Source organism: Amycolatopsis sp. NPDC051373 (assembly GCF_040689465.1).
Classification (GTDB): Bacteria; Actinomycetota; Actinomycetes; order Mycobacteriales; family Pseudonocardiaceae; genus Amycolatopsis.
Window position 1 is genome coordinate 92,588 of the sequence record NZ_JBFBAE010000011.1, and the last position, 23,804, is coordinate 116,391.

At 71.4% G+C, this 23,804-nt stretch carries 21 protein-coding genes and 1 pseudogene; 18 read left to right on the top strand and 4 right to left on the bottom strand.

Features of this window, described 5'->3' with window-relative positions:
* Positions 1–204: 204 nt before the first annotated feature.
* The 6 genes from AB0383_RS21750 to AB0383_RS21775 are packed head-to-tail and all read left to right on the top strand — an operon-like array spanning position 205 to position 5,745.
* The gene (locus tag AB0383_RS21750; protein ID WP_364171089.1) at positions 205–1,158 is read left to right on the top strand and encodes an ABC transporter ATP-binding protein; all 954 of its coding nucleotides are present in this window, start codon (positions 205–207) and stop codon (positions 1,156–1,158) included.
* 37 nt (positions 1,159–1,195) lie between these two features.
* Positions 1,196–1,900 carry an ABC transporter permease gene (locus AB0383_RS21755; protein WP_366188375.1) on the top strand — a complete coding sequence of 235 codons (705 nt, stop codon included), beginning with the start codon at positions 1,196–1,198 and terminating at the stop codon, positions 1,898–1,900.
* Complete coding sequence (locus AB0383_RS21760) at positions 1,897–2,880, top strand: ABC transporter substrate-binding protein (protein ID WP_364171085.1); 984 nt, start codon at positions 1,897–1,899, stop codon at positions 2,878–2,880. The genes AB0383_RS21755 and AB0383_RS21760 overlap by 4 nt, the downstream gene beginning before the upstream one ends.
* Positions 2,877–3,608 carry an isochorismatase family protein gene (locus AB0383_RS21765; RefSeq protein WP_220241183.1) on the top strand — a complete coding sequence of 244 codons (732 nt, stop codon included), beginning with the start codon at positions 2,877–2,879 and terminating at the stop codon, positions 3,606–3,608. Before AB0383_RS21760 ends, AB0383_RS21765 begins: the two co-directional genes overlap by 4 nt.
* On the top strand, positions 3,605–5,041 hold the full coding sequence (locus AB0383_RS21770; protein WP_366188376.1) for a UbiD family decarboxylase: 1,437 nt from the start codon (positions 3,605–3,607) through the stop codon (positions 5,039–5,041). Before AB0383_RS21765 ends, AB0383_RS21770 begins: the two co-directional genes overlap by 4 nt.
* Entirely contained in the window at positions 5,041–5,745 is a 705-nt protein-coding gene (locus AB0383_RS21775; RefSeq protein WP_220241180.1) for a GntR family transcriptional regulator, read from the top strand. The genes AB0383_RS21770 and AB0383_RS21775 overlap by 1 nt, the downstream gene beginning before the upstream one ends.
* Before the next feature lie 107 nt (positions 5,746–5,852).
* Here the strand turns inward: AB0383_RS21775 and AB0383_RS21780 are convergent, their stop codons facing one another.
* Genes AB0383_RS21780 through AB0383_RS21790 form a run of 3 tightly spaced genes read right to left on the bottom strand, consistent with a single transcriptional unit; the run spans position 5,853 to position 8,128 of the window.
* The gene (locus AB0383_RS21780) at positions 5,853–6,602 is read right to left on the bottom strand and encodes a GntR family transcriptional regulator (RefSeq protein WP_364171081.1); all 750 of its coding nucleotides are present in this window, start codon (positions 6,600–6,602) and stop codon (positions 5,853–5,855) included.
* On the bottom strand, positions 6,599–7,507 hold the full coding sequence (locus tag AB0383_RS21785) for a LysR family transcriptional regulator (RefSeq protein ID WP_364171079.1): 909 nt from the start codon (positions 7,505–7,507) through the stop codon (positions 6,599–6,601). Before AB0383_RS21785 ends, AB0383_RS21780 begins: the two co-directional genes overlap by 4 nt.
* A gap of 36 nt (positions 7,508–7,543) precedes the next feature.
* Entirely contained in the window at positions 7,544–8,128 is a 585-nt protein-coding gene (locus AB0383_RS21790; RefSeq protein WP_364171077.1) for a UbiX family flavin prenyltransferase, read from the bottom strand.
* Positions 8,129–8,364: 236 nt separating this feature from the next.
* Here AB0383_RS21790 and AB0383_RS21795 point away from each other — a divergent pair, with 236 nt between their 5' ends.
* The 7 genes from AB0383_RS21795 (at position 8,365) to AB0383_RS21825 (ending at position 16,071) form a co-directional block, all read left to right on the top strand.
* Positions 8,365–9,399, top strand: coding sequence for an amidohydrolase family protein (locus AB0383_RS21795; protein WP_364171075.1), 1,035 nt, complete (start codon positions 8,365–8,367; stop codon positions 9,397–9,399).
* Positions 9,396–10,199: an alpha/beta fold hydrolase gene (locus tag AB0383_RS21800; RefSeq protein WP_364171073.1), complete on the top strand. Its 804-nt coding sequence runs from the start codon at positions 9,396–9,398 to the stop codon at positions 10,197–10,199. Before AB0383_RS21795 ends, AB0383_RS21800 begins: the two co-directional genes overlap by 4 nt.
* The gene (locus AB0383_RS21805; protein WP_366188377.1) at positions 10,196–11,077 is read left to right on the top strand and encodes a xanthine dehydrogenase family protein subunit M; all 882 of its coding nucleotides are present in this window, start codon (positions 10,196–10,198) and stop codon (positions 11,075–11,077) included. The genes AB0383_RS21800 and AB0383_RS21805 overlap by 4 nt, the downstream gene beginning before the upstream one ends.
* A 46-nt stretch (positions 11,078–11,123) precedes the next feature.
* Positions 11,124–11,588: a (2Fe-2S)-binding protein gene (locus tag AB0383_RS21810; protein WP_366188448.1), complete on the top strand. Its 465-nt coding sequence runs from the start codon at positions 11,124–11,126 to the stop codon at positions 11,586–11,588.
* Positions 11,585–13,936, top strand: coding sequence for a xanthine dehydrogenase family protein molybdopterin-binding subunit (locus AB0383_RS21815; protein WP_364171069.1), 2,352 nt, complete (start codon positions 11,585–11,587; stop codon positions 13,934–13,936). The genes AB0383_RS21810 and AB0383_RS21815 overlap by 4 nt, the downstream gene beginning before the upstream one ends.
* 10 nt (positions 13,937–13,946) lie before the next feature.
* The gene (locus tag AB0383_RS21820) at positions 13,947–14,624 is read left to right on the top strand and encodes an SRPBCC family protein (RefSeq protein WP_364171068.1); all 678 of its coding nucleotides are present in this window, start codon (positions 13,947–13,949) and stop codon (positions 14,622–14,624) included.
* A gap of 91 nt (positions 14,625–14,715) precedes the next feature.
* Positions 14,716–16,071 (top strand): solute carrier family 23 protein, encoded by a 1,356-nt coding sequence (locus AB0383_RS21825; RefSeq protein ID WP_364171066.1) that lies wholly within the window; start codon positions 14,716–14,718, stop codon positions 16,069–16,071.
* A 16-nt stretch (positions 16,072–16,087) separates the two neighbouring features.
* Here the strand turns inward: AB0383_RS21825 and AB0383_RS21830 are convergent.
* Positions 16,088–17,436: pseudogene (locus AB0383_RS21830) on the bottom strand (tannase/feruloyl esterase family alpha/beta hydrolase).
* A 154-nt stretch (positions 17,437–17,590) separates the two neighbouring features.
* On the opposite strand from AB0383_RS21830, the gene AB0383_RS21835 reads away from it, so the two are divergent.
* From AB0383_RS21835 to AB0383_RS21855, 5 genes are all read left to right on the top strand, one after another.
* Positions 17,591–18,544, top strand: coding sequence for a PHB depolymerase family esterase (locus tag AB0383_RS21835; RefSeq protein WP_366188449.1), 954 nt, complete (start codon positions 17,591–17,593; stop codon positions 18,542–18,544).
* Positions 18,545–18,666: 122 nt separating this feature from the next.
* Positions 18,667–19,392: an IclR family transcriptional regulator gene (locus AB0383_RS21840; RefSeq protein WP_364171062.1), complete on the top strand. Its 726-nt coding sequence runs from the start codon at positions 18,667–18,669 to the stop codon at positions 19,390–19,392.
* A gap of 82 nt (positions 19,393–19,474) precedes the next feature.
* A complete protein-coding gene (locus AB0383_RS21845) occupies positions 19,475–21,079 on the top strand; it encodes a thiamine pyrophosphate-dependent enzyme (RefSeq protein WP_366188378.1) in 1,605 nt (534 codons plus the stop codon).
* Positions 21,076–22,398, top strand: a complete 1,323-nt coding sequence (locus AB0383_RS21850) for an aldehyde dehydrogenase family protein (protein WP_366188379.1) — start codon at positions 21,076–21,078, stop codon at positions 22,396–22,398. Before AB0383_RS21845 ends, AB0383_RS21850 begins: the two co-directional genes overlap by 4 nt.
* Before the next feature lie 42 nt (positions 22,399–22,440).
* Positions 22,441–23,718: an aromatic acid/H+ symport family MFS transporter gene (locus tag AB0383_RS21855; RefSeq protein WP_364171059.1), complete on the top strand. Its 1,278-nt coding sequence runs from the start codon at positions 22,441–22,443 to the stop codon at positions 23,716–23,718.
* The last annotated feature ends 86 nt before the right edge of the window (positions 23,719–23,804 follow it).

A 23,804-nucleotide genomic window follows, 5' to 3' on the forward strand; every position in this document is an offset into this window, starting at 1 on the left:
GTGACCTGGAATTTTCCCTGTCGTGGAAGATCTTTTTCGCGGTCGATCATGGCAATCGTCTCACTGCGACCCTTGACACAGCCTGGGCTGGGGCAGAGACTCTCCCGAAGTGTCGACACCTTGCGAATAGCAGTGCAGCCATCAGCAAGGAGGAGCAGTAGTGAGCAACCCAGAAGTCCGACCGGTTGGGGTGGCGGTCGGCCGATGACGTCGTCGAATGTATGTCTGGACGCGCGTGATCTGCTGCTGGGCCACAAGGCCCGGCGCGGCAACGCGTTCTCCACGGCGGTCCTCGACCTCAACCTCCAGATCATGGACGAGGAGTTCGTGGTCATCGTCGGACCCAGCGGGTGCGGCAAGACCACGTTCCTCGAAGCCGTCGCCGGGCTGGTCCCGGTCGCCGGCGGTGCGCTCGAGGTGGGCGGCAAGGCCGTCAAGGGACCGGGCCCCGAACGATCGCTGGTGTTCCAGCACGCGTCGCTCTACCCGTGGCGCACGGTGCTGGACAACGTCCTCTTCGGACCGCAGGTGCAAGGCCGGCTCACGCAGCAGGTGCGTGCCCGGGCCGAGGAACTGCTGGAGATCGTGGGCCTCTCGCACGTCGCCCGCAAGTACCCGCACGAGCTTTCGGGTGGCATGAAGCAGCGCGTGAACCTCGCACGGGCCCTGGCCACCGACCCCACCCTGCTGTTGCTCGACGAGCCCTTCGGTGCGCTCGACGCGCAGACGCGCGAGAACCTGCAGGACGAGCTCCTGCGGATCTGGCAGGCGGACACCGTCAGCGCCAAGAAGACCGCGATGTTCGTGACCCACGACGTGAACGAGGCGGTGCTGCTGGCCGACCGCGTGCTCGTGTTCTCCCCATCCCCGGCCCGGGTCGCCCTCGAGGTCAAGATCGACGCGCCCCGCCCCCGCGACGCGGCCTGGCGGCGCAGCTCCGAGTTCCTCGCCTACGGCGACCGGATTCTCGAGGCGCTGCACCACAAGCCGGCCGACGAGAGCGTGAACCCCACCCCCACCCAGGAATCCGCGGCTGCGGAAGACTCAGCGAGGAACCATGACAACGGCGTCAACACTGACCAGGCCGCCGAGCCCGCCCGGGCAACCCGCGGCAGTGGAGTCCAGGGGTCTGTCCGCCTGGGTTCAGCGCAGGCGTAGCGGACTGCTCGGCGCGGCCGGGCTTCTCATCGTCCTGGTGCTGTGGCAGGTCTGCAGCGCCACCGGCGTCGTCGACGTCTCCTTCAGCAGCAGCCCGACGCGCATCGTCTCCTCCGAGATCGACCTGTTCGGCTCGGGCGACATCTGGCCCGCGCTCGGCGCGACCGGTCTCGAGCTGTTGTGGGGCCTGCTGATCACGTTCGTCGTCGGCATCCCGGTCGGGCTCGTGCTGGGCCGCAGCAAGATCCTGCACGACATGACCGAGCCGATGGTCAACATCCTCTACTCCGTGCCGTACGTGATGTTCCTGCCGATCATCATCTTCTGGTTCGGCATCGGCGACGTCTCGCGCATCCTCGTGATCATCTGGGCCGCGATCCTGCCGCTCATCATCAACATCACCGCCGGCGTGCGGAACCTCGACAGCGACTACACCCGCGTGGCCACGGTGTTCTGCACGCCGCGGCTGCGGTTCTTCTACGCCATCGCGCTGCCCGCGACGCTGCCGTACATCCTCGCGGGTGTGCGCCTCGCCGTCGGCCGCGCGTTGGTCGGTGCGATCGTCGCGGAGCTGTTCCTCGCGAGCCAGGGCCTCGGGTACTTCGTCCAGACCCAGACCTCGAACTTCAACATGGACAACGCCATGGCCGGCATCATCATCCTCGCCGTCGTCGCGCTGCTGCTCAACGGCGCCGTGCGGATGATCGAACGCCGCTTCACCCACTGGGCAGGTTCGCAGTGAACAAGAAAATCCTCTCGGCGGTCGCGGCCGCCGCGGCGCTGGCGCTCGTCCTCTCCGGCTGTGCCGGCAAGGGTGGCGGCACAGCCCCCGTCAAGGCCGATGCCAACGGCGCCCTGCCGATCACCATCGGTTACACCGCGCTCGGCGCGGGCTACTCCGACCTGTACGTGGCCCAGGACGAAGGCATCTTCGCCAAGCACGGCCTGAAGGTCACGCTCAACCGGCTCAACGACAGCTCGCAGCTCGTCGCCGCGCTTTCGAGCAACAGCGTGAACATCGGGGTCGGCGTGGCAGCGGACTCCGCCGCCGCGATCATGAAGGGCTCCGACCTCAAGTACGTCGCGATGTCGGAACCGCACTACAACCTCGAGATGTGGGCCAGTCCCGACATCAAGACGATCAAGGACCTCAAGGGCAAGAAGGTCGCGATCTCCTCGCCCGGTTCGCAGAGCGACTTCGGGCTGACCGACCTGCTCGAGGCCAACGGCATGAAGCGCGAAGACGTGCAGGCGGTGTTCGTGAAGAGCGTGCCCGCCGAGGTCGCGGCGCTCGGCAGCGGTGCCGTGTCCGCGCTGCTGACCCAACCGCCGAACGGCACGCAGAGCCGGGAGAAAGGCGCGCACCGCCTGGCTTCGCTGGCCGATCTGCAGTTCCCGCTCGGCGCCTACACCGTGCAGAACAAGTTCCTGCAGAACAACCGTGAAGCGGTGAAGCGGTTCTACGCCGCGGAAGCCGAGTCCCTGCAGTACCTGCGCTCGCACAAGGCCGAGACCGTGAAGGCAATCAAGAAGTACAGCGGCGTGCAGAGCGACGACCTGGCCAACTACGCGTACGACTTCTTCCTCACCGTGTGGTCGCAGACCCCCGAGGTCGACCCCAAGGTGATCAAGCAGGCGTTCGACGAAGCGGCGCACAACGCGAAGTCGACCCCGCCCGCGGACGTCACGAAGTACATCGACAGCACGCTGGCGGCGGCATGACCGTGCCGAAGACGGCCGCCGCCGTGTTCGAGGACGGCTGGGCGCCCTACCTGACGGATCGCGACCGGGCCGTGCTCGCGGCCACGTCGTGGGCCAAGCAGGCGCCGTTCGGCCTGGGCTCGCGCCCGCTCGTGGTGGCCGTCGACCTGTACTACGCCGCGCTCGGCCTGCCGCGGGCCGGCATCGTGGAGTCGGTCGCCGACTGGCCCAGCTCGTGCGGGGACGCCGGCTGGGAGGTCGTCGACCGCACCGCGCCGTTCCTGCAGGCAGCGCGTGACGCCGGCGTGCGCGTGGCGTACTTCCACGCCACGCCACCGGAATACGGGCGCTGGAACCGCAAACCGGCTCCGGCGCTCGCGCCGAAGCCGCGCGCGGTGGACGGCAACGCCATCGTCGCGGAGGTGGCCCCGGCCGAGGGTGACATCGTGCTTCGGAAGATCGGCCCGAGCTGCTTCTTCGAGACCCCGCTCGACACCATCCTCCGGGCGGGGGGCTACGACACGCTGCTCGTGGTCGGCGAGGCCACCAGTGGCTGTGTGCGCTCGACCGTGGTCGACGCGTGCAGCCGCGGCTACCGCGTGGGCGTGGTCGGCGACCTGTGCTTCGACCGGTTCGAGTCGTCGCACTGGCTGAGCCTGTTCGATCTCAACCAGAAGTACGCCGACGTGATCACCGCCGACGCGGCCACCGAGTACTTCCAGGCCGACACGCGACGAGGAGCAGCATGAACGACACCGGTCCCGACCTGCGGCGCTGGCTCGCCGAAGCCGAGCGCGAAGGCGAGGTCCAGCCGATCGAAGGCGCCCACTGGGAGCTGGAGATCGGCGCGCTCTCGCAGGTCAACTACCGGCGCAGCTCGCCGAAGGCGATGCTGTTCGACTCCATCAAGGACTACTCCGCGGGCTCGCGGGTGCTGTCCGGTTCGGTCAGCAACCCGCGGCTGCTCGGCTCCGTGCTGGGCCTCGGGTGGGAAAACACCGACGAGGATCTCATGGAGACCCTCGCGGTGAAGCCGGGCGAGTGGGCGGCCAACGCGGCCGAGTTCCGCGCCGTCACGGTGACCGACGGCCCGCTGCTGTCCCATGTGGACGACGAGGTCGACCTGCTGAAGTTCCCCGTGCCGCGCTGGCACGAGGGCGACGGCGGGCGCTACATCGGCACGGGCTGCGCCGTGGTCACGCGCGACTACGACACCGGCCGGATCAACCTCGGCGCCTACCGCATGCAGGTGCAGGACGAGGGTCGCTCGGCGACCGTGAACATCGAGGCGGGCAAGCACGGCGCGCAGCACCTGCGTCGCTGGTTCGAGGCCGAGGGCCGCGCGCCCATCGCCGCCTCGCTCGGCCACCACCCGGCGTACCTGGTGGCGGCCGGCGTCGAGGTGCCCGGCGACGTGTCGGAGTACGACTATGTCGGCGCGATGACCGGCTCGCCGGTGCGCACGATCGCGGGCCTGGCCACGGGCCTGCCGCTGCCGCACGACGCGGAGATCGCGATCGAGGGCTGGGTGCGCCCGGCCGACACGCGGCCGGAGGGCCCGTTCGGCGAGTGGACCGGGTACTACTCCGGTTCGCAGGACCCGATCCTCGCGATCGACATCGAGAAGGTCTACTACCGCGACGACCCGATCCTGCTCGGGGCGCCTCCCGGCAAGCCGCCGCACGACTACTCGTACATGCGCACGGTGATGAAGTCCGCGATCATCACCGACTCGCTGCGCAAGACCGGGCTGCCCGGCGTGCGCACGGTGTGGGCGCACGAGGCCGGCGGTGGCCGGTCGCTGCTGATCGTGGCGATCGAGCAGAAGTACCCGGGGCACGCGCGCCAGGCCGCGTACCTCACTGCGCAGCTGCCGAACGCCGCGTACATGAACCGCTTCACGGTGGTGGTGGACCACGATGTGAACCCGCGTGACCTCGGCGAGGTCGTGTGGGCGATGTGCGGGCGCACCAACCCCGAGCTCGACATCGAGGTCATGAAGCGGACGTGGGGCAGCCGCGTCGACCCGCTCACCCTGCCGGGCGAGATCCCGTTCAACAGCCGCGCGGTGATCGACGCGTGCCGGCCGTTCGCGCGGCTCGCGGACTTCCCGGCGGTGGCCGAGTCGACCGACGACCTGGTGGCTTCGGTGACCAGGCGCTGGCCCGAGGTGCTCGGCTAGTGACCGACGCGGGCGTCGAAGACCTGCGGAAGGAGCTGTTGTTCAGCGCGTTGCGCGGGTCCGACGGCGACTCGTCGCTCGCGTTCACGATCTTCCGCGAGCTCGCCACGAGCATCGTGGAGGGCAGGCTCCGGCCCGGCCACGAGGTCAACTCGGCCGAGCTGGCCCGGCGGTTCAGCACCTCCCGCACCCCGGTGCGGGAGGCGCTGCTCCTGCTGGAACGGGAGTCGCTGGTGATCGTGCCGCCGCGGCGGCGGCCGTACGTCTCGCCGGTGGACATGCGGCAGGTGCGGGAGATCTACGAGATCCGGGGCAGCCTCTACGGGCTGGTCAGCGAGCTGGTGGTCGCCCGCGCCACGGACGAGGAGATCGACGGCCTGCGCGCCTGGCAGAAGGTGCTGGCCGACGACGCCGAACGCGGCGACGTCCACGGGTACTTCTGGCACAACGTCGGGTTCCGCAACGCCGAGGCGAGCCTCTCGCAGAACGGCGAGCTGCAGCGGCGACTGTCCTCGCTGGGCCTGCAGATGCACCGCTTCCGGCACCTGAGCCTGTCGCTGCCGGGCCGGCTGCTGCACTCGGTCGCCGACCACGAGCGCCTCGTCAACGCCTACGCCGACCGCGACGCGCCGCTCGCCGCGGCGGTGAGCCGGTCGCTGGTGCTGCGGGGTTACCGGGCGATCGAGCGGTCCGGTCAGGTATGAGGCAGTCGTAGTGCCCGGCTTCCCGGCCGGGCGCGCGTAACCGCCGTCTGTGCGCGCGAGGCCCCGACCCGCGCACAGGCGCCGGTCACCCGCGTCCGGCCGGGACGTCAGGCGTCGGTCGGACCGGGGGAGCTTTCGACCGACAGGCCCGACCAGCCGGACTCCTCTATCGCCTGCAGCCCGGCCGAGATGATGGACTTCGTCAGCGCCACGGCGAGCGGGGCGTCGCGGTCGCGGTAGGCCTCCAGGAGCCGCTCGTGGTCGTCCACGGAGCGCGTGAGGCGGCCGGGCAGCGACAGGCTCACGTGGCGCAGCTGGAGCGTGCGCAGGCCCAGCGAGCCGAGCAGGCGGGTGAGCTGGTGGTTGCCCGCGACCTCCGCCTCGGCCTGGCGGAAGGTGACGTTGTGCCAGAAGTAGGAGTCCACGTCGCCGCGTTCGGCGTCCGCGCGCAGGTGGGCCTGCCACTTGTCCAGCACGTCGAGCGCGCTGTCGGGCGCGTTGCGCACGATCAGCTCGCTGACCAGGCCGTGCAGGCTCGCGCGGATCTCGTACATCTCGCGCGCCTGGCTCAGCGTCACCGGGGCCACCCGCGGGCGCCGGCGGGCCGGGATGTCCACGAGTCCTTCGCGCTGCAGCGTCAGCAGCGCTTCGCGCACGGGCGTGCGGCTGCTGGTGTAGCGGCGGGCGAGCTCGACGGAGTTCACGTCGGCACCCGGCGGCAGGCGGCCGTCGATGATCTGCACCGCGAGGTCCTCGACGATGCGGTCCACGAGCGAGATCTCGGTGCGCCCGTCGCGCAGGATGCGGCGCAGGACGTCGGTGCCGGGCCGTTCGCCGGTTTCGTCCGGCACGGTCACGGGTTCTCCTCGGGGGTCGTGGCCGCGCGCAGGACGTCGAGCATCTGCTGGGCGGCCGGGGGGTGGCTCGCGTTGAGCAGCCGGACGGCCGCGATGCGCCGGCGCGGCGCGGGACCGGCGATGTCCACGGCGACGACGTCGGGCCGCAGCGCCACCAGCGCGAGCCGCGGCGCCGCGCTGATGCCGACGCCCGCCGCCACCAGGCCCTGCGCCGACAGGTAGTCCTCCGTGGCGAAGCCGATGTCCGGTTCGAACCCGGCGAGTCGGCACAGCGTCGTGAACGCCTCGTCGTACGGCGGGCGGTGGCTGCGCACCACCCAGCTCTCGCCCGCGAGCTCACGCAGCTCCACTTCGGACTCACCGGCCACGGGGTGGTCGACCGGCACGAGCACGCACAGCGGGTCGTCGGCCAGATGGATCCACTCGATGTCGGCGGGCACCGAGCGCGGGTCGAAGTCGTAGTCCCAGGCCAGGCCCAGGTGGATCGAGCCGTCGCGCAGGTTCGCGGGCATGTCGAAGGCGTGGGCCGAGCGCAGCACGATCTTCGTGTCGGGGTAGCGCTCCTGGTACGTCCGCACCACGCGCGGGATGAGGTCCGCGCCGGCGGTGGGGAACGCGCCGAGGCGCACGTACGACTGCTGTGCCTTGAGGTCGGCCATCTCCTGCTCGATGTTCGCGATCGTGCCGAGCAGGCCTGTGCTGCGCTCGGCGAGGATGCGCCCGGAGTCGGTGAGCTCGATGCCGCGGGGGCCGCGGATCATGAGCGGCACGCCCAGCTGCCGCTCCAGCAGCGCCATCTGCTGCGACACGGCGGAATGGGTCATGAACAGGGCTTCGGCCGCCGCGGTGAACGAGCCGCGTTCGGCCACCGCCGAGAAGATCTGCAGTCGCCGAGCTTCGAGCACCCGACTCCTTTCCCGACCGCTCGCGCGGTCCCGCCGTCAGCCACCGTGGGTGAGAGCGTCTTTGCGTCTGGTCACGTCACCGTCCCACGCCGGGGGAGCGAGCTCCCACAGGCCCACCCGGGAGAGCGCGCGGCGGGCGGTGAAATCCACCAGTTCGTCGATCGTCTCGGGTCGAGAATAGAAGGCCGGAACCGGGGGCGCGATGATGGCGCCCGCTTCGGCCGCGGCGGTCATCGACTTGAGGTGCCCGAGGTGCAGCGGCGTCTCGCGCACCATGAGCAGCAGCGGCCGGCCCTCCTTGAGACACACGTCGGCGGCGCGGGCGACGAGGTCGTCGGTGTAACCGGTGGCGATGGCCGAGAGCGTCTTGATCGAGCACGGGGCCACCACCATGGCCTCCACGGGGAACGAGCCCGAAGCGATGGTCGCGCCGATCTCGCCGGGCCGGTGGGTGACGTCGGCCAGCTCGCGCACGTCCTCGGCGGACAAGCCGCACTCGTGGCGCAGCGTCACGATCCCGGCCTTCGACAGGATGAGGTGCGTCGAGAAGTCCAGACGCTCGCGGAGCAGTTGCAGAATGCGCACGCCGTAACACGCACCGCTCGCCCCGGTGATGGCCACGACTACGTTGCGCCGCGGAAGTCCTGTCCCCGTCAACGGGCACCTGCCTTTCACTGTCACCCGGTTGTGGTGCCGGGTTCGGGTCATCGCATCACGCCGGGCCCCGCTCGCGCGAGGGGGCCGCTGTAAGAACTGCTTACCGGGGCCGACAGCAAAGCGCGCTGGTTGCCCCTGTCCTGGCCACCTAGCGTCGAGGACCAGCGAGTTTTCCCACACGTGGTCTTCGGCACTGAGAGGTGAGTCGGACGGACAGCGACGAGATCGTCCCCTACCCGGTTCTCGACACGCACGCGCACATCGTCCCGCCGTCGCTGCTCGCGGCGCTCGAGAAGGCGCCCGCGTGCGGCTTCAGCGCCCGGCGCACGGAGAAGGGCTGGGTCGTCGACGTGCCCGGCATGGGCGAGACCCGCCCGATCGGCGCGCGGATGAACGAGACCGGCCCGCGGGCGGGCTGGCGTGCGCAGACGGGCGTGGCGACCCAGGTCATCTCGCCGTGGATGGACATCCAGTCGGCGTTCCTGGAACCGCCCGCCGCGCGCGACTGGGCCCGCACGGTCAACGACGCGATGGCGGAGTCCGTGGCCGAGCTCGGCGGCGGCACGACCGCGCTGGCGTCCGTGGCCACCGACGACGGCGAGCAGGCCGCCGCCGACCTGCTGGAGGCGTGGAAGCGCCCGGAGTTCACCGGCGTCATGCTGAGCACCGACCCGCTCACCGGTTCGGCGCCGCACGAGGAGAACTTCGAACCACTGTGGACGGTCGCCGCGCGCGAGGAGATCCCGGTGGTGCTGCACCCGCCCACGTACGGGCCCTCGGGTGAGCTCGCCACGCTCGGCACCATGGGCAACGTCCACGGCCGGCTGATCGACAACACCGTCGCTGTGACCGAGCTGATCCTCCACGGCCTGCTCGACCGCCACCCCGGCCTCAAGGTGATCCTCGTGCACGGCGGCGGGTTCCTGCCGTACCAGGCGAGCCGGCTCGACGGCGGCTACCGCACCAAGGAGGCGTTCGCGGGGGAGCTGGAGCGGGAGAAGCCGTCGGACTACCTGCGCGACTTCGTCTACGACACCGTCGCGCTGTCCGCGCCCGCCATCCGCTTCCTCACCGGACTCGTCGGCTCCGACCACGTGGTACTGGGCAGCGACTACCCGTTCGCGCTGGGCGACCCGCGCCCCGTGCACACCGTGCTGGACGCCGGACTGTCCGAAAGCGACACCGAGGCGATCCTGCGCACCAACGCCGAGAACATCTTCCGGAGGCCCGCATGATCCCGTCCACCTCGACCGCGGGCCCGCTGGCGGTCCGCCGCTGGGGCGCGGGCGAGCCCGTGGTGCTGCTCCACCCGCTCGCCACCTCCGGCGAGCTGTGGACGCCGCTGGCCGAAGCGCTGGCCGACGAGTTCCAGGTGTTCGCGTTCGACCTGCGCGGCCACGGCGAGTCGTCCTGGGACGGCAAGCCGTTCTCGATCGCCGACCTGGCCGACGACCTCGGCACCGCGTTCGACTCGCTCGGGCTCGAGAGCGTGTCGCTGCTGGGCCTGTCGATGGGCGGCAGCGTCGGCGTGAACTTCGCCGGCCGCTTCCCGGGCCGCGTGCGTTCGCTCGTGCTCGCCGACACCACGGCGTACTACGGCGACGGCGCGCCGCAGGTCTGGGCCGAGCGCGCGGAGAAGGCCGTGTCCGTGCCGCGCTCGAAGCAGGTCGCGTTCCAGCTGGACCGCTGGTTCTCCCCGGAGTTCCGCGAGGCGAACCCGAACGAGGCCGACCGGATCGTGAAGATCTTCCTGCGCACCAACAGCGAGGCGCACGCCGCGGCGTCGATCGCGATGGGCGAGATGGACTCCCGCTCGCTGCTTCCGTCGGTCACCGCGAGCACGCTCGTGCTCGTCGGGGAGCACGACTACGCGACGCCGCCGGAGATGGCGGCCGCGCTGGCCGAGGGCATCCCCGGCGCCGAACTCGAGATCCAGACCGGCCTGCGGCACATGTCCCTGATCGAACGGCCCGCACTCGCCGAGCGCGTGCGGGCGCACCTCAAGACCGGCACGACCGGCACGGAGACCGCATGAAACCCGGCAGGTTCACCTACCACTCGCCGCGCAGCCTCGACGAGGCGCTCGCGACGCTGCAGGTCTACGGCGACGACGCCAAGGTCCTGGCCGGCGGCCAGAGCCTGATGCCCATGCTCAACTTCCGCCTGGCGCGCTTCGAGCACCTGGTCGACGTGAACCGCGTCGGCGCCGAGTACGCCGAGCCGACGTTCGGCGACACGCGCATCACGATCCCGCTGCTCGTGCGGCAGCGCCGCGTCGAACGCTCCGCCGAGGCCGCCGCCGTGCTGCCGGTGCTCACCGAGGCGTTGCAGCAGGTGGCACACCCGCAGATCCGCAACCGCGGCACGATCTGCGGCAGCCTGGCCCACGCCGACCCGGCGGCCGAGCTGCCGAGCGTGCTTTCGGTGCTCGACGCGACGTTCACGATCGCTTCGTCGCGCGGGGTGCGCGAAGTGCCGGCGGAGGAGTTCTTCCTCTTCCACCTCACCACCTCGCTCGAACCCGATGAGCTGCTGCTGCAGGTCAGCGTGCCGCGTCCGCCGGCGAACCAGTTCTCGGCGTTCAGCGAGTTCGCGACGCGACGCGGGGACTTCGCGCTCGCCGGCGTGGCCGCGGTGTGCGAGGTCGACGCCGCAGGCGTGGTCACCACGTGCCGCATCGCCGCGGCGGGCGTCGCGCCCACCCCGCACCGGCTCACCGACGTCGAGGCGCTGGTCACCGGCGCGTCGCTCGGCGACGACCTGTTGCCCGAGGCCGAAGCCGCCGCCCGCGCGCAGGTCGAGCCGACCGGCGACATCCACGCGAGCGCCGAGTACCGCAGCCGGCTCACCGGCGTGCTGGTCAAGCGCGCGCTCGCCGACATCCGAGGAAAACTGGAGGCCACCCGTGCGTGACCACGCGACGGAGTTCCCCACCCGCACCCAGGACGAGACACACACCGTGGGGTGCACGGTCAACGGCCGCGAGTACGAGGCCGTCGTCGACCCGCGGATGACGCTCGCCGACTTCCTGCGCGAGAAGCTGCGCCTCACCGGCACGCACCTCGGCTGCGAGCACGGCGTGTGCGGCGCGTGCACGGTGATCGTCGACGGCGCCGCCACGCGCTCGTGCCTCATGCTCGCCGTGCAGGCCGACGGTGCCCAGGTCGAAACCGTCGAGGGCCTGGCCGAAGACGGCGAGCTTTCGCCGCTGCAGTGCGCGTTCAAGCGCAACCACGCGCTGCAGTGCGGTTTCTGCACGCCCGGTTTCCTGATGAGCGTGACCGCGGCGCTGCGCGAGGAGAGCGTGACGACCGAGCAGCAGGCCCGCGAGGTGCTGTCCGGCAACATCTGCCGCTGCACCGGCTACACCGGCCTCGTGAAGTCCGTACTGGAAGCCTCTGCCGGAAAGGACGCCCAGGCATGAGCGACACCCTGGTCCCCGAAGGCACGATGATCGGCCGGCGCATGGAGCGCCGCGAGGACGAGCGCCTGCTGACCGGCCACGGCGGTTACCTCGACGACCTCGACCTGCCCGACGCGCTCGCGGCCGCGTTCCTGCGCTCGCCCCACGCCCACGCGAAGATCCTCTCCTTCGACGCCACCGAGGCGCTGGCGCTGCCCGGCGTGATCGCCGTGTTCTCCGGCGCCGATCTGATGGAGATCCAGAAGCCGCTGGCACCGAAGGTGCAGCACCCGCAGCTGCGCGACTACCCGCGCCTGCCGATGCCGCCGGCCGAACTGCACTACGTCGGCGAGCCGCTCGCCGTGGTGATCGCCGAGTCGCGGTACATCGCCGAAGACGCGATGGAGCTCATCGAGGTCGACTTCGAGGTGCTGCCCGCGGTCGCGTCCACCGCCGTCGCGTTGCAGGAGAACGGCCCGCTGGCCCACTCCGGCGACGAGACCAACGTCGCCGTGCTGCTCAGCCAGAGCGCGGGCGACGCGGCGAAGGCGCTGGCCGAGGCGCCGAATGTGCTGTCCGACGAGTTCTTCGTGATGCGCGGCGGCGGCCACTCGATGGAGACCCGCGGCGTCGCGGCGCGGTTCGAGGCGGCGACCGGGCAGGTCACCATCTGGGACACCACGCAGGCCCCGCACTACGCGCGCCAGCAGCTTTCGGTCATCTACGAGATGGCCGAGGACGACATCCGCGTGATCGCGCCGGCCGATGTCGGCGGCGGGTTCGGCCCGAAGGCCCAGTTCTACGGCGAAGAGGTCGTGATCCCGTGGGTCGCGATGAAGCTGGGCCGCGCGGTGAAGTGGGTCGAGGACCGCCAGGAGAACATGGTCACCTCGATGATGGAGCGCTCGCAGACCCACCGCGTCGACGTCGGCTTCGACAACGACGGCTTGCTGCTGGCGGTGAAGGACGTGATCGAGCACGACCAGGGCGCGTATTGCGCGGGCCTGCAGGTCCCGTCGATCACCACCTCGACCGTGCCCGGCCCGTACCACGTGCCGAACATCGCGATCGAGCTGCGCGCGTGCTACACCAACATGGTGCCGACGTCGTCGGTGCGCGGCGCGGGCCGCCCGCAGGCGGTGTTCGTGATGGAACGGATGATCGACCGGATCGCCGAGCACCTCGGGCTCGACCCGGCGGAAGTGCGGCGCCGCAACCTGATCCAGGCCGACGAGTTCCCGTACAAGGTCGGCATCATGTTCCGCGACGGCAGCCCGCTCACCTACGACAGCGGCGACTTCCCGACGCTGCTGGAAGGCACTCTCGAACGCATCGGCTACGACGAGGCGCGAGTGCTGCAGGCCAAGCTCCGCCAGGAGGGCCGCTACCTCGGTATCGGCCTGTCGGTGTACATCGAGGGTTGTGGTCTCGGCCCGTACGAGGGCGCGAAGATCCGGCTGACCAACAAGGGCCGCATCCTCGTCACGCTCGCGGCGGCCGGGCAGGGCCAGGGCTACGAGACCGTCTACGCGCAGATCGCCGCCGACGGCATCGGGCTCGACATGGACTACATCGAAGTGAAGACCGGCGACACGGCCCGGATCCCGTTCGGGCAGGGCACGTTCGCCTCCCGCATCACGGCCACCTGCGGGCCGGCCGTGATGGACGCGGCGAAGCAGATGCGCGAGCGGCTGCTCGACACCGCGTCGGTGCTGCTCGGCTGCGACGCGTCCGAAGTGGACTTCGTCGGCGACAAGGCCTGCCTCGGCGGGGACCTGGAGAAATCCGTTTCTCTGCAACAGCTCGCGCAGACGGCGAACATCGGCAAGCACGGCATCACGATGCCGCGCGGCATCAAGGCCGGCATCGAGACGTCGAGCTACTTCTCGCCGGAGCGGGCCGCGTACGCCAGCGGTGCGCACGCCGCGCTCGTGGAGGTCGACCCGGAGACCGGCGAGATCGAGATCCTCAAGTACGTGATCGGCCACGACTGCGGCAACGTGATCAACCCGCTGCTCGTCGACGGCCAGGTGCTCGGCGGCTTCGCCCACGGCATCGGCAACGCGATGTACGAGGAGCCGGTCTACGACGTCGAAGGCCAGCCCCAGGCGACGAGCTACCTCGACTACGCGCTCGTGTCGGCCACCGAGGTGCCGCCGGTCGAGCTGTTCCACATCCAGACCCCCAGCCCGCTCAACCCGCTCGGGGTGAAGGGCGCGGGGGAGGGCGGCACGATCCCGGCGCCGGCCACGATCGCCAACGCCGTGGAGGACGCGCTGCGTCCGCTGCGGGCCCGCGTCACTCGCGCGCCCATCACCCCGGCGCGCATCGTCGACGCCATCGTGGCTGCCGCCGCGGACCAGGACTGAAAGGCACCGGATGCTCATCGAAAACTCCTTCGACGTCGCCGCCGACCCGGACGAGGTCTTCACCTTCCTGCAGGACGCGCACAACGTCGCCGCCTGTTTCCCGGGCGCCGAGCTCGTGGAGGACCTGGGCGACGACTCCTACCGCGGCAAGGTGAAGATCAAGGTCGGCCCGGTCACCGCGGCCTACCAGGGCGTCGCGAAGATCGTGGAGAAGGACGGCGCAGCCCGCGTGGCCGTGCTGGTGGCCGACGGCAAGGACACCCGCGGCGCCGGCACGGCGAAAGCCAAGGCGACCATGCGCGTGACACCGGCCGAAGGGGGTGCGCACGTCTCCCTCGAGACCGACCTGACCATCTCCGGCAAGCTCGCGCAGTTCGGCCGGGGCATCATGTCCGACGTGTCCGGGCGGATGGTCGGCGAGCTGGCTTCGCGGGTGCGGCAGCGGATCGAAGCCGGGGAAGAAGCGCCGGCAGTGGCTCCCGCTCCCGCCCCTGCCGCCGCGGTCAACGGTTCGGCCGCTCCCACGCCCGCCGCGACCGCTACTGCAACGGCTACCGCGACCCCGCCCCGTCCCGCTCCGCAGTTCGACGAAGCACCGCCGATGAAGGCGTCGGTGCTGATCCGCATCGTGCTCGCCGGTTACCTCGAAAGGTGGGCCGCGCGCCTGCGCAAGTCCGCCGAAGCCTGACCCGTCCACCGCCCGACCGATTAACGCTCCGCTCCCCGTCCCCCCGCTCGATGGCCGCCGCAGCCGTCCGTCATCGCTTGGAGCTTCCCCCATGGCCGTCACCGCCGCCGCCACGGCTCCTGCCACTCCCGAAACCGAATCCGTGCCGATCTTCGACGTCGGGATCGACGACAAGGTCAAGGTCTCGAGCTCGATCGGGCTCGGGGTCCAGAACATCCTCGGCATGGCCGGGCTGCTGATCTTCCCCGCCCTGATCGGCACCGCGTTCAAGCTGTCGGCCACCGACACCGCCTACCTCTACGGCGTCACGTTCATGACGTCCGGGCTCGTGGTGATCCTGCAGTCGGTGTTCCTGCTGCGGCTGCCGATCGTGCAGGGCCCGTACGCCGGTTCGCTGGCCGCGCTGCTGGCCGTGGGCCATGGCAAGGGCGGGTTGGGTGCCGCGTTCGGCTCGATGGTCGTGGCCGGGCTGATCTGGTGCGTACTCGCGATCCCGCTCAAGAAGTACGGGCTGATCACGTACCTGTCGAAGTTCGTGCGCGACCCCATCATCTGCGGCGTGCTCGTGCTGATCCTCGCCACCCAGCTCACCAGCACCGCGTTGCCCAACGTGCTGGGCACCCCCGGTTCACCCGGGTTCCCCGGCATGAACCTCGTGTCGGGCTTGGTCACGGCGCTGGTCGTCATCCTGCTCACGTTGCTGCCCAAGGGAACCGTGCTGCGCCGCGGCGCCGTGCTGGTCGCGGTGATCGTCGGCACGGTCGTGTACGCGATCTTCGAGCCGACGCACTTCGCCGGCGTGGTGCACAACGTCGGATTCACGGTGCCGCGGATCTTCCCGTTCGGCTTCGCCGTGCAGGGCGATCTCGTGGTGATCTTCTTCATCACGCTGCTGCCGGCCATCGCGGAGAGCATCGCGACCTACGACATCGTCGCCGGCTGGGGCCGCCAGGAGCTGTCCGGCTACCGCGTCTCGCAGGGCGTGTTCGGCGAGGTCGTGGGCAGCACCGTCGGCGCGGTCTTCGGCGGCATGTCCACGCTGGCCTACCCGGACAACATCGGCCTGCTGCGCGTGACGAAGGTCGGCTCCCGCTACGTGACACTGGCGACCGGTGTCATCCTGCTCGTGCTGGGCGGTCTCGGCCCGTTCGACCACCTGCTGCAGGCCGTGCCCCTGCCCGTGCTCGCCGCGGCCGGCACCGTCCTGTTCGGAGTGCTGTTCGCGAGCGCCATCGACGCGCTCTCGGGGGTGCACTGGTCCCGCGACAACCTCATGCTCGCGGGCTTCCCGTTCATCACCGCGATCGGCGGGCTGTTCGTGCCGCCCGCGACGATGAAGGTGCTGCCGCAGGTGGTGCAGCTGATCCTGCAGCAGCCGCTGATCCTCGGCACGGTGCTGCTGCTCCTGATGAAGGCCGGGTACGGCCTGCGTCGCAAGGAGTCCTGAGGTTCTGGGGACTCGGTCACAGTGAGCAGGCGGTGGCCAGCTCCGCGGGAGTCGCACCCGCGGGGCGGGCCACCGTCGCCGAGACCGGTGGCCGCACCCCGCGCAGCCAGCCCGCGAGCGCGGTGAACGCCGTGCGGAAACACGGGGCGATCGGCCGGAGCCGGTCCGGGAACGTGTCGACCAGCCCGTCGACGTGGTTGCCGTCCTGGATGCGGTAGTAGCGGTGCAGCGCGCCCCGCCCGGCGCGCTCGACCATCCGGTCGTAGACGTCGGAGTCGCGGCTGATCGGCAGGAGGCTGTCGAGCGTGCCGTGCAGGGTCAGCAGCGGGCGGCCGATGCGCCCGGTCAGCGCCACGCGCTCCACCGCGCGGTGCACCGCGGCCGGTCGCGATGCATAGTCGTAGTCGGCGTCGCACGCCGGGGTTCCGCTGGTGCAGAACGGGATCCCGCCACAAGCGCGCCGTCGAAGCCGGGATCGACCTCGGCGCGGTAGGTGCGTTGCGTGAGGTCCCAGTAGACCTGGTCGTGGTAGGGCCAGAGGAACTCCGAGCCCGGCGCGAAGCCCGCGTCGAGGATCGCTTGGTGCGCCTGGGCATCGCCGGCGGCGTAGGCGGGGTAGTTCCGGAGGGCGGGCGGCAGGAACGTCAGCAGGTTCGGCCCGTCGGCCGTCCAGAGCGTGCCCTCCCAGTCGACACCGCCGTCGTAGAGCCACGGCCGGTTTTCCAGCTGCCAGCGCACGAGGTAACCGCCGTTGGACAGCCCGGCCGCGATGGTCCGCGCCGGCGCGCGGCCGTAGTGCCGGGCCGCGGCGAGCTTCGCGGCGACGGTCAGCTGGGTGACGCGGTCGTTCCACTCGGCGAGCGCGTCGCCCGGACGCCGTCCGTCGGCGTAGAAGTCCACGCCGGTGTTCCCCTTGTCCGTGGCGGCGAACGCGTAGCCGGCGGCGAGCACCTGATCGCCGATTGCGCGGTCGTTGGCGTACTGACGGCGCGTGCCGGGAGAGCCGGAGACCACGAGCCCGCCGTTCCAGTGATCGGGCAGGCGCAGCACGAACTGCGCGTCGTGGTTCCAGCCGTGGTTGGTGTTGGTCGTCGACGTGTCGGGGAAGTAGCCGTCGACCTGAACACCGGGCACGCCGCTCGGCGCGGGCAGCGCCGCCGAGGTCAGGCCCGCCCAGTCCGCCTGGACGGTGTGGCCGGTGGCGAGCGTGCCGGTGGTGGTCAGGTCGGCGAGGCACGCCTGTTCCTGGTGTGCCGCACCGGGAACGAGGACCGGCGCGCACCGGGCGGCGGTCGCCGCCGGGGCCGCGAGGACGGTGCCGGCGAGCAGGCCGGCGAGGACGAGGGGGAGCCGCCGCGTACGCATGCCGGAACCGTAGGTCCGGACCACTGCGGGCGGTATCCGGCGGGACCACACAAACCGGGCGCGAGTTGTGGTGGTCCGCACCGTGGGAACGCGGAGTCGGCGTTCCTACGCTGAGCGTGACGATGCTCACCGAGGTCACAAGGAGGTGGTCGATGTGCGGAAGGTCCTCACCGGGCTGCTGGTGTCGGCTCTGCTGGTGCTCCTGCCCGGGTTCGCGTCGGCGGCGGCGATCAAGGAGGTCACGGGGTTCGGGGCGAACCCCGGCGCGCTGAAAATGTACGAGTACGTGCCCGACGGGCTGCCCACCGGACGGCCCGTGGTGGTGGCGTTGCACGGCTGCACGCAGAACGCGACGGGCTACGGCCAGGGCGCCGGCTGGGTCGAGCTGGCCGACCGCTGGCACTTCTCCCTCGTGCTGCCGCAGCAGCAGTCCGCGAACAACATCACGAGCTGCTTCGACTGGTTCCAGGCCTCCGACACCACCCGCGGGTCGGGGGAGGCCGAGTCGATCGCGCAGATGGTGCGGCGCGCGGTCGCGGACACGGGCGCCAACGCGTCGCGGGTGTACGTCACCGGTCTGTCGGCGGGCGGGGCGATGACTTCGGTGATGCTCGCCGCGTATCCGGAGTTGTTCGCCGGCGGCGCGGTGGTGGCCGGTCTGCCGTACGGCTGCGCGTCTTCGGCGTTCGACGCGTACTCGTGCATGTACCCGGGCAAGGACCTCACGCCCGCGCAGTGGGGTGCGAAAGTCCGTGCGTCGGCACCGTTTTCCGGCCCGCGGCCCACGGTGAGCCTGTGGCAGGGCACGGCGGACTTCACCGTCGCGCCGGTGAACCTGCGTGAGCTCACCGATCAGTGGACGAACGTCGCGGGCGTGCCTGCCGCACCGTCCACAACGGACACTGTCGGCGGTTTCCCGCACGCGGTCTATCGCGACGGCTCGGGCCGCGCCGCGGTCGAGACCTACTCGATCACGGGCATGGGCCACGGCCAGCCGGTCGCTCCCGGCACGGGTCCCGACCAGTGCGGGCACGCCGGCGCATACCTCCTCGCCGTCGGCGTCTGCGCGGCGGCGCAGGTCGGGAAGGCGTGGAACCTGGCCTCCTGACGGGGGAACCGGGTCGCCCCCGCTTGCCTCCGCCGCGTCACGGGCGGATGATGGGCGGCTCGGTATCCCCGAGGTCAGGGAGGCGCGCGATCGCCGGCAACGCTGCCGAACCCGGGCGCACGGTGCTCAGCCGTGCGTTCGCGATCCTGGATTCGTTCCTCGACGGCCGTCCCGAGCAGACGCACGGCGAGATCACGCGGGCCACCGGGTTCGCGCCCGCCACGGTGTACCGGCTGCTCGCGGAGCTCGTCGGCTGGGGCGCGCTCGAACGCACCGGCCGCGGCCGCTACCGCATCGGCCTGCGGCTGTGGCAGCTCGGCTCACAGGCGCCGAGCGGGCGAGAGCTGCGGGACGTCGCGCTGCCGTTCCTGCAGGATCTGCTGCAGGTGACCCACGAGGTCGTGCACCTCGTGGTGCTCGACGAAGGCCGTGCGCTCTACCTCGAAAAACTCGAGGCGCACCCGGACGTGGTGGTCACGTCCCGCGTCGGGAAGCGGTTGCCGCTGCACGCGACCGGGCCCGGCAAGGTGCTGCTCGCGCACGCGCCCGCCGAGTGCGTCGACGAGGTGGTGTCGGCCGGCCTGGATCGCCGCGCCAGCGGCACCATCACCGATCCCGCGCAGCTGCGTGGCGTGCTCGCCGAGATCCGCCGCTCCGGTTTCAGCATTTCGCGCGACGAGATGACCGACGGCGCGTCGTCGGTCGCCGCGCCGGTGCGCGGGCTCGCCGACGAGGTCATCGCCGCCATCTCCGTGGTCGTGCCCAGCAGCACGCCGAACCTCTCGCCGCTGATCCCGGTCGTCCGGATGGCCGCGCTCAACGTCTCGCGCGCGATCCAGACGGCCTGAATTTCCGTCCAGTGAGAGTGGGGCTGGGCGCGGCAGACGGACGTACCGGACACTCCTGAGCCACACACGCCAGGGAGGTTCCTTGCCCGCCACCGTCCGAGACGCCGCGTTCGACGTCCTCCGCAGCTACGGCGCGACGACGTTGTTCGCCAACCCCGGCTCGACCGAGATCACGCTGCTCACCGACCTGCCGGGTGACTTCGAGTTCGTGCTGGCGCTGCACGAGGGCTCGGTGGTCGGGATGGCCGCGGGCTGGGCGCTCGCCGCGGACCGGCCGGCGGTCGCGATCCTGCACACCACGGCAGGCCTGGGCAACGCCGTGGGTGCACTGGCGACCGCGCGCGTCAACCGGGCGCCGCTGGTCGTGCTCGTCGGGCAGCAGGACCGCCGCCACCTCGCGCTGGAGCCGTTCCTCGCGGGCCACCGGCTCGACGACGTCGCCGCGCCCGCGCCCGTGTGGGTCGATGAACCGCCGCGGCCGCAGGACGTGCCGGGCGCGCTGGCCCGCGCGTGGCACGAGGCCCGCGACCACCGCGGCCCCGCGCTGGTGATCGTGCCGATGGACGACTGGCTCGCGCCGGCCGCCGACGACGAACCGCTGCCCGCGCCGGCGCGGCTGGTCCGGACCACCGCGGCGGAGCCGGAGGTCGTCGCCGAGCTCGAGAAGTTCTTGGCGGAGGCGGAAAAACCGGTGCTCGTGGTCGGGGCCGGCGCGGACGACGCGGAGACGTGGCATGCGCTGGAAGCGCTTGCCGAGCGGCTGCGATGTCCGGTGTGGCAGGAAGCGTTCGGCGCTCGCGCCGGGTTCCCGCAGGACCACCCGCAGTTCGCCGGACACCTGCCCGCGGGCCGCGCGGATCTGCGCAAGGTGCTCGCCGGCCACGACGCCGTGCTCGCCGTGGGCGCGCCGGTGTTCCGCCAGTACCCGCGCGAGCCCGGCCGGCTGATCGGCCCGGGCACGCGGATCGCCGTGGTCACCGACGATCCGGACGAGGCCCACCGCAGCCCGGCCGACCTCGCCGTGCTCGCGCGGCCCGCCGCCGTGTGCGGTCCGCTCGCGCTACGCTTGCCGGCGCGTCCGGCGTCGACCGAACCGCCGGGACGCACGATCGACCTGCCCGAGCCACCCGTCGAGGGGTTGGCCCCGGAGCACGTGTTCGCCGCCCTGGCCCGGCGGATTCCGCGCGACGCGGTGCTCGTGGAGGAGACCCCGTCGAGCCGCCCGCTGCTGCACGCGCTCGTGCCCGCCCGCGCGCCGCTCGGCTTTCTCAGCGCCGCCATGGGCGGCCTCGGTTTCGCGGTGCCCGCGGCGATCGGCGTGCGGATGGCGCGCCCGGACCGCCCGGTGCTCGCGGTCGTCGGCGACGGCTCGTCGCTGTACGCGATCCAGGCGCTGTGGAGCGCCGCCCACTACAGCGTGGGCGTGCTCGTGGTGGTGCTCGCCAACGGCCGGTACGCGATCATGGACGAGCTGGCCGCCCGGCACGGTGAACGCTCGGCCGCCCCCGGTGCCGCGCCGTGGCCCGCGTTCGACGAGATCAGCGTGAGCGGTCTCGCGCGCTCGCTCGGGTGTCCCGCCCGGCGGATCGAGACCCACGAGGAACTGGAGTCCGTTTTGGACGAAGTACTGCCCGCGCTGGCGCGGGCAACCCGGCCGCTCGTGCTCGACGTGGCGGTGGCGCGGTGAGCGCCCCACCCGGCCCGCTGCTCGGCGGGGTCCGTTGGCAGGGAAGGATCTTCTCCGGCGGCTGGGTGCCCGGGTCCGGCGGCGAGTACGACTCCGTAGAACCGGCGACGGGCCAGGTGCTCGCGCGCGTCGGCGCCGCGTCGGCCGCCGACCTGCCCCAGGCGGCCGAGACCGCGCATCGCGCGCAGCAGGAGTGGGCCGCGCTTCCCTACGACCAGCGCGCCCGGGTGCTGCGCCGCGCGGCGCGGCTGTTCGAAGATCACGCCGACGAGATCGACGAGTGGCTCGTGCGCGAGTCCGGGGCCACGCGGCCGTTCAACGCGCCGATCATCCTCTCGATCCGCGCGATCGCGCCCGCGCTGGTGCTGGGCAACGCCGTGCTCATGAAGCCCGATCCGCGCACGGCCGTGTGCGGCGGCGTGGTGCTGGCCCGGGTCTTCGAGGAGGCGGGCCTGCCCGAAGGTCTGTTCCACCTCCTGCCGGGTGGGGTCGACGTCGGCGGGGCTCTCGTGGAGGATCCGCTGGTGCGCGTGATCGCGTTCACCGGCTCCACGCGCGCGGGCCGGCAGATCGCCGCGGCGGCGGGGGAGCGGCTCAAGCGCGTCCACTTGGAACTGGGCGGGAACTCGGCACTGGTCGTGCTCGACGACGTCGATGTCGAGCAGGCCGTGTCCGTCGGCTCGTTCGGCTCGTTCAACCACTCCGGGCAGATCTGCATGGCCACCAGCCGCCACCTCGTGGCGGAGAAGATCGCCGCCGACTACGCGGCCGCGCTCGCCGAGCACGCCGCCCGCCTGCCCGTGGGCGACCCGGCCCGGGCCGACGTCGCCGTCGGCCCGATCATCGACGCCGGGCAGCGCGACCGCATCCACGAGATCGTGACGAGCAGCGTCGACGCGGGCGCGAAGCTGGCTGCCGGCGGCACGTTCGAGGGCCTCTTCTACAGCCCGACGGTGCTCACCGATGTCCCGCTCACCGCGCCGGCGTACGCCCAGGAGATCTTCGGGCCGGTGGCCCCGGTCGTGCCGTTCTCCACAGTGGACGAGGCGGTCCGCCTGGCCGGCGGTACCGGATACGGGCTGTCACTCGGCATCCTGACCCGGGACGTCTCGAAGGGGCTCGCGCTCGCCGAGCGGATCCCGTCCGGGCTCGTGCACATCAACGACCAGACCGTGAACGACGAGGCGCTCGCGCCGTTCGGCGGGGTCGGCGAGTCGGGCACGGGCTCGCGCCACGGTGGTGCGCGGGCCAACCTGGAGGCGTTCACCGAGACCCAATGGGTCACCGTGCGCGGTGACCTCCCGCGCTATCCCTTCTGACGCACCGGTTCCCCAGTCCCCTCCGACGACGCAGGTGATGACATGACGGTCTCCTCCCCGATCGACCCCCGGGCCAAGTACGCGCGCTGGGTCGCCCCGCTCTGCTGGACGGCGGTGGCGCTCGAAGGGTTCGACCTCGTGGTGCTGGGTGTGGTGCTGCCCGCGCTGCTCAAGGTCCCGAGCTGGGGCCTGGACCCCAACTCGGCCTCGCTGATCTCCGTGGTCGGCCTCCTCGGCGTGGCCGTGGGCGCGCTCACCATCGGCCCCGTGAGCGACCTGTTCGGCCGCCGCGGCACGATGCTGCTCACGGTCACGAGCTTCTCGGTGTTCACGTTGCTGTGCGCGGTGGTCGACGGCCCCTGGCTGTTCGGGCTGCTGCGCTTCCTCGCCGGGCTCGGCCTCGGCGGCGTGCTGCCGACCGCGCTCGCGCTGATCACCGAGTACGCCCGCGTGGGCCGCGGCGGCAGTTCCACCACGGTGCTCATGACCGGTTACCACGTGGGCGCGGTGCTCACCGCGTTGCTCGGGATCCTCGTGGTGGAGCGGTACGGCTGGGAGTGGATGTTCGTGATCGGCGCCGCTCCGGCGGTGGTCCTCGTGCCGTTGATGGTGAAGTTCCTGCCGGAGTCGGCCGAGTTCCTCAAGGCGCGGGGTACCCGCGCGGCCCGGCCGCCGCGCGAGCGCAACCCGATCGGCATCCTCTTCCGCCACGGCTACGGGCGCGCGACCATCGCGTTCTGGGTCACGTCGTTCATGGGGCTGTTGCTCGTGTACGGCCTCAACACCTGGCTGCCGCAGATCATGCGCGAGGCCGGCTACGAGCTCGGCGCGGCGCTCGCCCTGTTGCTGGTGCTCAACGTCGGCGCCGTGATCGGCCTGCTGATCGGCGGCCGTGTCGCCGACCGCCTGGGCTACCGCCGTTCCACCATCGTCTGGTTCGCCGCGGCGGCCGTGTTCCTCGCGCTGCTGAGCATCAAGCTGCCCGGCTTCAGCGTGTACGTCGGCGTGCTGCTCGCGGGGATCTTCACCTTCAGCGCGCAGGTGCTCGTGTACGTCTACGTCGCCCGCGTCTATCCGGCGGCCGCCCGCGGCACGGCGCTGGGCGCGGCCAGCGGCATCGGGCGCTTCGGCGCGATCTCCGGCCCGCTCGTCACCGGCTTCCTGCTCACGGCCGGGCTGGCCTACCCGTGGGGCTTCTACCTCTTCGCCGTCGTCGCGGCCATCGGCGCGGTCGCCATCACGATCGTCAACCGCGATCCGGCGCCGGATGCGCCGCTGGAGGTGACGGCGGAGGAGGCACCGGGCGCCCGCACGGACTGACGGCGGCCGACCCGGGTCGGCCCGGGCCGAAAATCCTCTGTGGACGGTTGTCCTCGGTGCCCGAAGGGGGCTGATCACCCTTCTCG

Coding starts and splice junctions, on each gene's coding strand:
- AB0383_RS21750 (WP_364171089.1), top strand. CDS start 205: ATGACGTCGTCGAATGTATGTCTGGACGCGCGTGATCTGCTGCTGGGC.
- AB0383_RS21765 (WP_220241183.1), top strand. CDS start 2,877: ATGACCGTGCCGAAGACGGCCGCCGCCGTGTTCGAGGACGGCTGGGCG.
- AB0383_RS21770 (WP_366188376.1), top strand. CDS start 3,605: ATGAACGACACCGGTCCCGACCTGCGGCGCTGGCTCGCCGAAGCCGAG.
- AB0383_RS21800 (WP_364171073.1), top strand. CDS start 9,396: ATGATCCCGTCCACCTCGACCGCGGGCCCGCTGGCGGTCCGCCGCTGG.
- AB0383_RS21805 (WP_366188377.1), top strand. CDS start 10,196: ATGAAACCCGGCAGGTTCACCTACCACTCGCCGCGCAGCCTCGACGAG.
- AB0383_RS21815 (WP_364171069.1), top strand. CDS start 11,585: ATGAGCGACACCCTGGTCCCCGAAGGCACGATGATCGGCCGGCGCATG.
- AB0383_RS21820 (WP_364171068.1), top strand. CDS start 13,947: ATGCTCATCGAAAACTCCTTCGACGTCGCCGCCGACCCGGACGAGGTC.
- AB0383_RS21825 (WP_364171066.1), top strand. CDS start 14,716: ATGGCCGTCACCGCCGCCGCCACGGCTCCTGCCACTCCCGAAACCGAA.
- AB0383_RS21855 (WP_364171059.1), top strand. CDS start 22,441: ATGACGGTCTCCTCCCCGATCGACCCCCGGGCCAAGTACGCGCGCTGG.